Below are 11,553 nucleotides of genomic sequence, written 5' to 3' on the forward strand. Positions count from 1 at the left end.
CATGTACAATCGGCGGTTTGCAAAGACAAATCGGCGATTTGGCTGCACCGCAGCCGGATCCCTCCTGAGATTACAACGAAGAGCGTTCGGCGGCGGCAAATGTGACCGCACGGACGCCGGGTATTACCGAGTTTCAAGACCATGCGTTTGAAGTGCATCAAGCTGGCCGGATTCAAATCCTTTGTAGATCCGACCACCGTCTACTTCCCCTCCAACCTCAGCGCCGTGGTCGGCCCCAATGGTTGTGGCAAGTCCAACACCATCGATGCGGTGCGCTGGGTGATGGGTGAATCCTCCGCGAAAAACCTCCGCGGCGACTCCATGACCGACGTCATTTTCAATGGCTCCAGCGGTCGCAAGCCTGTGGGCCAGGCCTCCATCGAACTGGTATTCGATAACTCCGAGGGCAAGCTGACCGGAGAGTATGCTGCGTTCAGTGAAATCTCCGTCAAGCGCAAGGTGACCCGCGACGCCCAGAACAACTACTACCTGAACGGCGAGAAGTGCCGTCGCCGGGATGTGACCGACCTGTTCCTGGGTACCGGTCTCGGCCCGCGCAGTTACGCCATCATCGAACAGGGCATGATCTCCAAGTTGATCGAGGCCAAGCCGGAAGAGTTGCGGGTTTTCATCGAGGAAGCGGCGGGCATTTCCAAGTACAAGGAGCGCCGGCGCGATACCGAAAACCGTATGCGTCGCACCAAGGAAAACCTGGAGCGTCTCACCGATATCCGCGACGAGCTGGACCGGCAGCTGGCACGCCTGGAGCGGCAGTCTGCGGCTGCGGAAAAATACAGCCGCTTCAAGGACGAGGAGCGCACGCACAAAGCGCACCTGCAGGCACTCAAATACAAAGACCTCGACGATCAGGCCAAGGCCAAGCAGCAGCAGATTGGCGAGCTGGAACTCACCGTGGAAGAGCTGGTCACCCGTCAGGTGAGTTGCGATACCGGTATCGAAGAGCAGCGCGTGGCCTACCACGACCTGTCCGACGCATTTAACGAGGTGCAGGGCCGCTTCTACTCCGTAGGTGCGGACATCGCGCGTCTGGAACAGAGCATTTCCCACGCGCGCGAGCGCAACACCCAGCTACAGACCGATTATTCCCGCACCGAGCAGGAATACAGCGAGTCCCAGTCCCTGCTCGCAGCAGACGAGGAAAAGGCGGTGGAGTTCGATGCGGAACTCGAAGTCATCGTGCCGGATCTTGAGATGGTGCAGGCTGCCGAAGAAGAGTCGGCGCAAACGCTGCTGACCGCCGAAGATCAGATGCGCGATTGGCAGAATGAGTGGGACCAGTTCAACCAGGGCGCGTCCGGCTCGCGCCAGAAGGCGGAAGTCCAGCAGTCCCGCATCCAGCACCTGGAAACCTCTACCCAGCGCCTGCAGGATCGCATCAGCAAGCTGCAGGGCGAGCGCGAGAGTCTGTCTGCCTCCGGTGACGACAGTGAACTCGAGCAGCAGAATGAAGAGCTGGCGGAGTTGGAAATGCAGCTGGCGGAACTCCGCGAGTCCATTTCCGAGCAGGTAGAGCAGCTGGCCGAATTGCGCCGGCAGGAAACCGACGTCGCCGCCGAACTGGATAAAGAACGCCTGCAACTGCAGACCAGTCGCGGCCGCCAGGCCTCTTTGGAAGCGCTGCAGCAGGCTGCCATGGGGCAGGGCAAATCCGTAGCCAGCTGGCTGGAGCAGCAGGGGCTGCACGATCGCCCGCGCCTGGCGGAGCAGATCAGTGCCCGGAGCGGGTGGGAAACAGCGGTGGAAACCGTACTCGGCACCCAGCTGCAGGCGGTATGCATTGACCAGATCGAGTCCCTGAAAGAATCCCTCGCCAGCTTCGATGGCGGCCAGGCCGTGTTTGTCGATGGTCACAGCGTTGCGCCGGCCTCTACAGGCAGCCTGCCCAAGTTGGCCGACGTGATAGATGGGCCCGGGTCCCTAAGCGGACTGGTGGACGGTATCTATACCGCGGAAGACCTGAACGCAGCACTGGCCCAGCGCGACCAGCTGCGCGCGGGCGAATCCATTGTTACCCGCGACGGCCTCTGGCTCGGCCCCAACTGGTTGCGTGTCAGCCGCGGCGCCGATGCCGAAGCCGGCGTGCTCGCGCGCAAGCAGGAACTGGAAAGCCTGGAGCAGTCCCTGGCCGAATGCGAAGCGCGCATCGAAGAATTCTCTGAGCAGCGCGAACAGCTGCGCACCCGCGCTGGTGAGCTGGAGTCGGGAATAGAGCAGTCCCGCAACAACGCGGAGCAGTTGAATCGCCGCGCCGGCGACCTGCGCAGCCAGCTCTCGGCACAGCGCGCGCGTCAGGAGCAGATGGACGAGCGTCGCCGTCGCATCGAGCAGGAAATAACCGAAGTCAAAGAACAGAAAGAGATGGAGTCCGAAGCCATCTCTGAGGCGCGGATTGAGCTGCAGGAAGCGGTTGAGGCTATGAGCGACGACACCGATCGTCGCGAGTCCCTGCTTGCCCGCCGCGAAGAGCTGCGCGAAGCACTGGATGCCGCACGCCAGCGTGCCCGTGAAGATAAAGATCGTGCTCACGAGCTGGCGATGCGCGAACAGTCTGTACGTACCCAGAAAGTATCCCTTGAACGCACGCTACAGGTTCTGCGCGAGCAGGTAGAGCGCCTGCAGGAGCGCCGTGAGCAGCTGAAACTGCAGATGGAGGAGGCGCAGGACCCGTCGCAGGACTTTCAGGCCGAGCTCGAGGAAAAACTTGCGCAGCGTATCGAGGTGGAAAACGAACTCGGCGAAGCGCGCAAAAAACTCGAAGAAGTGGAGTCCGGCCTGCGCAACCAGGAGCAGGAACGGCACAAAGCGGAGTCCGCGCTGCAGGGCGTACGGGCCCAGCTGGAACAGCAGCGCCTGGTTGCCCAGACCCTGGAAACCCAGCGCGGCGGCCTGGTAGAGCAATTGCGTGAAGCGGATCACGATGTGGAAGCACTTCTCGAGGAACTCCCGGAAGAGCTGACCATCGAAGCAGTACAACAGGATATCGAGCTGGTGGCTGCGCGTATCTCCCGTCTTGGTCCGATCAACCTGGCGGCTATCGACGAATACAAGCAGGAATCCGAGCGCAAGCACTACCTGGATCGTCAGTATGCCGACCTGACCGATGCGCTGGAGACGCTGGAAAACGCGATCCGCCGTATTGATAAAGAAACCCGCACCCGATTCAAGGAGACCTTCGACCAGGTCAACAGTGGCCTGCAGGAGCTGTTCCCGAAAGTGTTTGGTGGTGGTCACGCCTACCTGGAGCTGACCGGCGATGATCTGCTGGATACCGGTATCGCGATCATGGCGCGACCGCCGGGCAAGCGAAACAGCACCATCCACCTGCTGTCGGGGGGCGAGAAGGCGTTGACGGCGATCGCGCTGGTATTCTCTATTTTCCGCCTGAACCCGGCCCCCTTCTGTATGCTGGATGAGGTGGATGCGCCGCTGGACGATGCCAACGTTGGGCGCTATGCCCGTATGGTGAAGGAAATGTCAGCGCACGTGCAGTTCATCTACATTACCCATAACAAGATTGCCATGGAGATGGCGGATCAGCTGCTGGGGGTGACCATGCACGAGCCGGGTGTATCCCGCCTGGTATCCGTAGACGTGGAAGAAGCAGCGGAGCTGGCGTCTGCGTAATGAACAGTCTGCGTTGTTTTAATCGGAAGACCCCCGGTGGATTGCAACAGGTGGAATCTGGGCCGGCAGATTCGATGGATGTCGGCTTAGGGAGAGGGAAGCATCAATGGACAACTGGCTGATCAATTTGCTGGCACTGGTATTGCTCGCGGTGGTGCTTGACGGTGCCCGCCGGGCTTACCTCAAGCACCGCGAAACCATGAAAGTCTCCCGTAACCTGTCCCGTTCCATGCGCCGGGAGATGGAGGAGCGCGACCAGGACATCCTCTCGACACCGCGAGAAGTGCGGCCTTCCGAGCGCAATGCCGCGCCGTCGAGAAAAGATCGACCGGCAAAGTCGTCTCCTCGTAAAGCCGCTGGGCTTACGGAATCCGAGCTCGAATACATTGATCCGGAGGAGGCGGAAAAGCGTCGCCAGATCTCCGCAGAATTGCCCGGTAGCGTGCGCGTGGTCCAGCGCCGCAAGCCGGAAGATGCGTCTCAGGTTAACCGCAAGGTGCAGCAGAACTTCCAGTCCTCCCGCAAGCCGCTGGCCGGCAGCAAGCCGGAGCGCCGCGACGGTGAATCCTTCGCTGCGGACTCGGAACGGCTGCTTGAACAACCTCAACCGGCGTACACAGGCATACCTGAGCAGGTGTCCCTGAATCTCGAAGAACAGGTGCCGATGCTGATGGATTCGGTCGCGGATACACCGGTCGAGCACGCTGAAGAACAAAGCCAGACCCTCGGTGCCGCAGGCTCACGTGCAGAAGCAGCGTCGGATGACGATGCTACCAGCGCGCTCGCCGAGCCGGCACGACACGTTGCCGACCCCCTTGCGAGCCTGTCTGAGGAGCCAGTGGCCAGTGACCGTCGTGAGCCTTCCCTGGATGAGTCGGTGAGTCTTGAGTCCCTTCAGGCGGTGACTGATTCCGACTATGACGACGGGGCCGGAAGTGAAGAGAGCATTTTCCCAGCCAGGTCCGGCTGGTCTGCGCCCGACATCAAGTTACCAGAGCTGAAATTTCCCGATCTGAAAAAGGCGGTGTCTTCGTCCCGTGAAACGCGCCCTGTAAAAGATAGCGGAAGCAAGCGTGGCGGGGAGAAAGGCGCGAGCGCCAGAAGCGCTTCCAATGCGTCGCGTAAAGAGCACCCTGTCGAAGAAGTGTTGATCCTCAATATCATGGCGCCGGCGGGCGACTGCTTCGAGGGCAATGACCTGCTGCGGGTGCTGCTCTCAAGCGGGCTCAGATTCGGGGAAATGAACATTTTCCACTATCACTGTGGCGAGGCGGGTGAGGGGCCAGCGCTTTTCAGCCTGGCAAATATCGTTGTGCCAGGCACATTTGATATGTCAGAGATGGAAGACTTCACCACCCCGGGTATCAGTCTTTTCCTGGCGCTTCCCGCCGAAGTGGAAGCGCTCAAGGCTTTCGATACGCTGTTGTCCACCGCGCGCAATATAGCGGAACAGCTGGGGGGGGAACTGAAAGATGAAAATCGCAGTGTGTTCACCGCCCAGACTGCCGAGCATTATCGCCAGCGGGTGATGGAATTCCAGCGGCGCAAGGCACTGGCCCGGGCCCAGGCCTAAGTGAATAAGCCCCTCCCTCCGCGGAGGGGTTTTTGTATTGCGCTCGACTATTTCCGATAATCTCCAGTAAATTCCCTGCCATCGGCAAATACTTTCTTTTTCGCGAAATCACAATGACAAAGAGCATCCCCCAGGAAGAGCGGCAGCGTGCCCAGGAACTGCACGAAATTCTCAATCGTGCGAATTATCAATATTACGTGCTGGATACTCCCGAGCTCCCTGACGCGGAGTACGACCGCTGTCTGCGTGAGCTGCAGGCACTGGAAAGCGAATACCCGGCACTGGTCACGTCGGATTCGCCCACCCAGCGGGTGGGTGCAGAACCTCTGGCGGCTTTTACCCAGATTCGCCACGAAATGCCGATGTTGTCACTGGATAATGCATTCAATGATGAAGAGATGGAGGATTTCGATCGTCGTATTCACGATCGCCTGAATAGTAGTGAGCCGGTGGAATATGCCTGTGAGCCTAAGCTCGATGGCATCGCCGTAAGTCTTTTATACCGCAGCGGAATTCTTGAGCGCGCGGCCACCCGCGGCGACGGTACGGTGGGGGAAGACATCACCCAGAATGTGCGCACTATCTATTCGGTTCCCCTCAAACTACTTGCGGATGATGTCCCCGAGGTGCTCGAAGTACGCGGCGAAATCTACATGCCCAAGGCGGGGTTCGATGCCCTGAATGAAAAAGCGCGCGAAGCGGGGGAGAAGGGCTTTGTAAACCCGCGCAACGCCGCTGCCGGCAGCCTTCGTCAACTGGACTCCCGGATAACGGCACAGCGGCCGCTGGAACTCTGTGTGTACAGTATCGGTATTGTTGAGGGCGGCGATTTGCCGGCACGCCATTCGGAAGTGCTCGAACAGTTGAACCGCTGGGGCTTCCGTATCAACAGTGAAATGGCGGTGGCAGAAAATATCCAGGCATGCCTCGAGTACTACAGAAAGCTTGGTGAGAAGCGCGCGCAACTGCCTTACGATATCGATGGCATCGTATTCAAGGTCAACAGCATACCCTTGCAGAAACGCCTCGGGTTTGTGGCGCGCGCGCCGCGCTGGGCCACCGCCTACAAGTTCCCCGCCCAGGAAGAAATGACGCGTCTGCTGGACGTGGAGTTCCGGGTGGGACGCACCGGTGCGGTCACGCCTGTTGCGCGACTGGAGCCGGTATTTGTGGGTGGGGTAACCGTCTCCAACGCCACATTGCATAACCGCGATGAAATCGCACGGCTGGGGGTAAAAATCGGCGATACGGTGATTATCCGCCGCGCCGGCGACGTGATTCCGCAGGTGGTGTCTGTTGTCGAAAGCCGTCGTCCCGCGGACGCGCGCAATATTGAATTTCCTGAGCACTGTCCGGTGTGCGATTCACCGGTAGAGGCGACGCCGGGTGAAGCGGTTGCGCGTTGCAGTGGCGGTTTGATCTGTAGTGCCCAGCGTAAACAGGCAATCAAGCATTTCGCCTCGCGCAAGGCGATGGATATCGATGGCCTCGGCGACAAGCTGGTGGAGCAGCTGGTAGACGAGGGGTTGTTGAATTCGGTATCTGGCCTTTTTCACCTGTCGCTTGAGCCGCTGGTGGGGCTGGAGCGGATGGGGGAAAAGTCCGCGCAAAATCTCCTGGACGCGCTCGAGAAAAGTAAAAAGACCACACTGCCCAAGTTCCTTTACGCGCTGGGAATCCGCGAGGTGGGGGAGGCCACGGCGCGCAACCTGGCACGCCACTTTGGCGACCTGGATCAGCTGATGCAGGCGGATACCGAAGCACTGCAGCAGGTGGAAGATGTGGGCCCTGTGGTTGCGCACTATGTGGCCGAATTTTTCGAGCAGCCGCACAACCTTGAAGAGATCGCCGCGCTGCAGCAGGCGGGTGTTCACTGGGAAGCGGAAACGCAGGAAGAGGGCTCCCAGCCTCTGGCGGGCCAGACCTGGGTGCTGACCGGCAAACTGGAAACATTATCCCGCAGCGAGGCAAAAGACTACCTGCAGCGGCTGGGCGCCAAGGTCGCCGGTAGCGTGTCCGCCAATACCCACACGGTTGTTGCGGGGCCGGGTGCGGGTTCAAAGCTGAACAAGGCGCGCGATCTCAATCTTCCGGTACTGGATGAAGACGGGTTGATGGATATGCTGCGACAACAAGGTATCGAAATTTAACCGTCCTGTTCGCTTATTCGTCAACCTGTCGACTGGGTAAACAGCGGCGTGTCTCGCGTGTGTAATGAGGCGGAATCCAGAATCAGAAAATGCGACCGGATAGCCCATTTCTATCGTATCGGTTGTGGCAATCTCGCTGTTGCGCCGTTAAAGTTGGCGGAATAAGTTTTTTTTGAATTGGCTTACTGGCAACAGGATTTTGTTGCCACGGCAGCGTAGGGGTTAGCGCAGAGTGATTCAGGGCGATCAGGAATCCATTGTTTACGGCTGTATCAAAGACAGTAGCAGCCTGACCGGCGGCAGCGAGCGCCGCCGGGTCAATCGCGAAGCCGTCCTGGCGCTGCCCAGCGCCGACGAGTGGCCCTTTCTGTGCCGCGATATGTTTGCCATTCCCACCATCAAGGTCAAACAGTCCCAGTACCAGACCGACGTGATTCATTTCGGTGCTTCCTATCGTGCGGTAGAGTACGAATGGAACCACTGGATCCAGAAGTTCGAAGAACTGCTGCAAAGTATGTACTGGGTGTCCGCGACCGTACATCTTGAAACGGAACTCTCCGGAACGCACTCATTTACCTGGGAAGCGGCAGGCCTTTTTCACGAGCCTGGTTGTGGCGAAATGCAGGTGCGCTGTGAGTGGACCCAGGAAGGCCGGGTGAGCGTCTGAGCACGCTCTTTTGACCCTGTCGTTCCTTACGCTACCCTAGTCCTGTTTTACCCTTTCGCAATACTCTGTTCAGTTCACGGATCGACCGGGGGTGCCCAATGCCGAAAACATCGCCTGAAAGCGCGTCTGAGACTCCCAATACGTTTCGCGTAGAAAAGGATAGCCTCGGGGAGGTTCAGGTGCCCGCGTCTGCCTGCTACGGTGCACAGACCCAGCGCGCCGTTGATAATTTTTCAGTGAGTGGATACACATTGCCTGAAGAGTTCCTGCGGGCGATTGTGGCAATAAAAAAAGCGGCCGCAGAGGCGAACCTGAGCCTGGGCTTACTCGACAGCGAGATGGCACAGGCCATTGTTCAGGCTTGCGATCGGCTTGACGACAGGGATTTTGCCGAACAGTTTCCGGTCGATGTTTTCCAGACCGGGTCCGGTACCAGCACCAATATGAACGTGAATGAAGTGCTGGCGCATATGGCATCCGCGCAGAGCGGCCTCACCGTGGGTGCCAATGACCACGTCAATATGTGCCAGAGCAGTAACGATGTAATTCCCACGGCCATCCACCTGTCTGCGTTGCTCGCTCTGCAAAACAAGTTGCTGCCGGCTCTGGTGCACCTGATCGAGATCATCGAACAAAAAGCGCAATCGGTGCAGGGCGTGGTCAAAACGGGCCGCACTCATTTGATGGACGCAGTACCTATCGCTCTCTCTCAGGAGCTGAATGCATGGGCCGCCCAGGTGCGGTTGTGCAAGGAGCGTATCGAGTCAACGCTCCCGCGACTCGAGCAGGTGGCACAGGGCGGCACTGCCGTGGGGACCGGCCTGAATGCGCACGCGGAATTTGCCGAGGTCATTGCGCAACGCCTGAGCCGTGACTGTGGCGTATCCTTGCGGCCCGCAGAAAATCCTTTTGCGGCTATCGCCAGTCAGGACACCGCGGTGGAGGTCTCCGGGCAGTTGAAAACACTTGCCGTTGCGCTGATGAAAATTGCCAATGATCTGCGCTGGATGAACAGTGGCCCACTGGCGGGTTTCGGTGAAATTGCACTGCCGGCATTGCAGCCGGGAAGCAGTATCATGCCCGGCAAGGTCAACCCGGTCATTGCCGAGTCCGTCTCCATGGTGGCGGCCAAGGTGATTGGTAATGACACCACTCTGACGGTGGCCGGGCAGAGTGGCAACTTCCAGCTCAATGTGATGTTGCCGGTGATTGCGTATTCCCTGTTGGAAAGTATCCGGATACTCGCGACCAGCGCGCGTATGCTGGCGGACAAGGCCATCGCCGGCTTTACCGTCGATGAGACGCGGATGCAGGAGGCCCTGGCGAGAAACCCGATTCTGGTGACCGCGCTCAACCCCGTTATCGGCTATGCAAAGGCGGCCGACATTGCCAAGGCGGCCTACGCCAGCGGGCGTCCAGTGCTGGATGTGGCTGTAGAAATGACTGATCTGTCAGAAAGTGAGCTCAAGCAGCTACTCGACCCGGCACGGCTGAGCCGCGGCGGAATCGTAGATGAAAAGTGATGGGATGACGGGGCTCGGTGAATCGGGCGAGGGCGGTTGCAGGTGGCCGGCGATCAACTGAGCAGCAGAATGCCCAACAGGATGGTGCCAATGATCATCATCATGCATTCGACCCATATGGCCAGCCTACGCAGCATGTTCCTGTCTTCCTGTCGATAAAGCAGTCGTTTATGCATGATCTGCCTCTCTCCGGTCACCGGTCCTGTCTGCACCTGAACATCGGTTTCGTTGACAGCTCGCGGCCGATGCTGCACGATTCTGCGCCATATCTGGCGCCCGATCCTATAGTTCTTGCCCACGCGAACATAGCCTGCCATGTGGCCGCGTTTGAGGCTGTGCCTCTATATTGATAAGGGTAGTGTTGTCGGGGTTCGCCGACCAATCATTCATTTCCCAGCCAAAGTGTTTCTGTTATGGCCTCAAAACGCCGCCGTTCATTCATCACCAGTGTACTTGCCTGTATTGCCTTTATTGCTGCGGCGATCTGGAGCTGGGACCTGCCGGTCGCGGATGTGCTCAGCTACCTGGTGTTGATGCTGGTTTTTCTGGCGGTCATCGTCGCCGTGGCATTTGGCTTTGGTGCGCTACTGAACTGGCTGCGCAATCGCCGCAATAAATAATTTTATCGCGCTGTTACCGTACAGCGCGTATCGGATAGCAATATCGCCAACAATACTGATTGGACTGCCTGCGCCAGAATGGAAACTACCAACGAAGATATCCGTATTCCTATTGCCTATGTGCAGCGCTTGCTGGACGAAGCTTCCAGTCACGGTTGCGATCGCGCCGAACTACTGGCATCGGTAGGCATATCCGAGGGGGATCTCGCAGATACCGCGGCGTTTTCCGCGGTGAAATATGGCCGCCTTTACCAGCGTGTGATGTGGTTTGCGCAGGACGAGTGGTTTGGCATGTTGAGTGGCGGGCGCGTGCGCTCGGGTTCCTTCCGGCTGCTGTGCCTGACCGTTGTGAATTGTGCAACGGTCCGGCAGGCCATTACCCTGAGTGCCGAGTTTATGGAGATTTGCCGCGGGTTTCGTGTCAAGCCGGTACTGCACCGGGAGGGCGACAAAGACCGGGTCGTTATCGAGGGTATCAGCTCGCTGCAGGCGGGAGAGTTTGATCAACTGATCGCCGAGACTTCGCCAAGCGTGATCCGTACCACCCTCGCGGTCTGGCATCGGTTCTACTGCTGGCTGGTCGGTCGCGAAATCCCCCTGGCCAAGCTACATTTTTCCTTTCCCTGCCCGGAAGAGTTCCTGACCCTGGCCCAGAGTGAGGCGGGTGAGCTGCTGTTTGACCAGCCGGCCAACGCACTGGAATATGAGAGCCGCTACCTGGATTATCCCATCGTGCAGAGCCCGCAAACGTTAGAGGATTTTATCCGTACTGCGCCATATCACCTGGTGATCAGCGACGGCAATGCCAACAGTATCAAGACCAAGGTAAAGACTATTCTCAATCGTGATGTGAGTGAGTCCATGCCGGCGGCAGAGGCCGTGGCAGAACGGCTGAATATGTCCGTGACTACCCTGCGACGTAAGCTCCAGCAGGAAAACACGTCCTATCAAAAGCTGAAAGATGAATGCCGTATGGAAGCGGCGTTTCACTACCTCAGCTGCCCGGATCTCTCCAATACCCAGATTGCGGAAATGCTTGGTTTTGATGAGGCCAGCGCTTTCTTTCGTGCATTCAAGAAGTGGACTGGTGTAACCCCCGGCGAATATCGCAAGAGCCCGCGCTCGACGTCGGCTGACTTGTGAGTTCTATGTGTGTTCGGGCTTGTGCTGTGGTTTTGCACTAGCCTGGCGCACACTTGGCGGTCATTTCTTTCCTGCTTGCGGATTACCGCCCAGCCGGTTGTGCTTATTGTGGGCACCAGACTTTTCCCAATATCTTGACTGAAGCGTCAGCTATACACTCGCTATATTCCCGCCGTATTTTGTTAGTGCTTTGGACACTTTTCGCCATAGTGAGTTTTGCCGATTTGCAACT

8 protein-coding genes are annotated in these 11,553 nt (G+C 58.5%); 7 read left to right on the forward strand and 1 reads right to left on the reverse strand.

What is annotated here, in order from left to right; genetic code table 11:
• The first annotated feature begins 141 nt into the window (after positions 1-141).
• The 5 genes from smc to GTQ55_RS07395 all read left to right on the forward strand — a co-directional run bounded on the left by smc (position 142) and on the right by GTQ55_RS07395 (position 9,558).
• Positions 142-3,645 (forward strand): chromosome segregation protein SMC, encoded by a 3,504-nt coding sequence (smc, locus tag GTQ55_RS07375; RefSeq protein WP_161858149.1) that lies wholly within the window; start codon positions 142-144, stop codon positions 3,643-3,645.
• A 106-nt stretch (positions 3,646-3,751) separates the two neighbouring features.
• Positions 3,752-5,218, forward strand: a complete 1,467-nt coding sequence (gene zipA / locus GTQ55_RS07380) for a cell division protein ZipA (protein WP_161858150.1) — start codon at positions 3,752-3,754, stop codon at positions 5,216-5,218.
• 113 nt (positions 5,219-5,331) lie between these two features.
• Positions 5,332-7,368: an NAD-dependent DNA ligase LigA gene (ligA, locus tag GTQ55_RS07385; RefSeq protein WP_161858151.1), complete on the forward strand. Its 2,037-nt coding sequence runs from the start codon at positions 5,332-5,334 to the stop codon at positions 7,366-7,368.
• Between the two features lie 232 nt (positions 7,369-7,600).
• Positions 7,601-8,035: a hypothetical protein gene (locus GTQ55_RS07390; RefSeq protein WP_161858152.1), complete on the forward strand. Its 435-nt coding sequence runs from the start codon at positions 7,601-7,603 to the stop codon at positions 8,033-8,035.
• 98 nt (positions 8,036-8,133) lie between these two features.
• Complete coding sequence (locus GTQ55_RS07395) at positions 8,134-9,558, forward strand: class II fumarate hydratase (RefSeq protein ID WP_161858153.1); 1,425 nt, start codon at positions 8,134-8,136, stop codon at positions 9,556-9,558.
• Positions 9,559-9,611: 53 nt separating this feature from the next.
• Here the strand turns inward: GTQ55_RS07395 and GTQ55_RS18045 are convergent, their stop codons facing one another.
• Complete coding sequence (locus tag GTQ55_RS18045) at positions 9,612-9,734, reverse strand: hypothetical protein (protein WP_260182114.1); 123 nt, start codon at positions 9,732-9,734, stop codon at positions 9,612-9,614.
• Between the two features lie 237 nt (positions 9,735-9,971).
• Here GTQ55_RS18045 and GTQ55_RS07400 point away from each other — a divergent pair, with 237 nt between their 5' ends.
• Together GTQ55_RS07400 and GTQ55_RS07405 are read left to right on the forward strand one after the other, a co-directional pair.
• Positions 9,972-10,178, forward strand: a complete 207-nt coding sequence (locus GTQ55_RS07400) for a hypothetical protein (RefSeq protein WP_161858154.1) — start codon at positions 9,972-9,974, stop codon at positions 10,176-10,178.
• Between the two features lie 78 nt (positions 10,179-10,256).
• Positions 10,257-11,321, forward strand: a complete 1,065-nt coding sequence (locus tag GTQ55_RS07405; protein ID WP_161858155.1) for an AraC family transcriptional regulator — start codon at positions 10,257-10,259, stop codon at positions 11,319-11,321.
• Positions 11,322-11,553 lie beyond the last annotated feature (232 nt).

The organism is Microbulbifer hydrolyticus, from assembly GCF_009931115.1.
GTDB lineage: Bacteria > Pseudomonadota > Gammaproteobacteria > Pseudomonadales > Cellvibrionaceae > Microbulbifer > Microbulbifer hydrolyticus.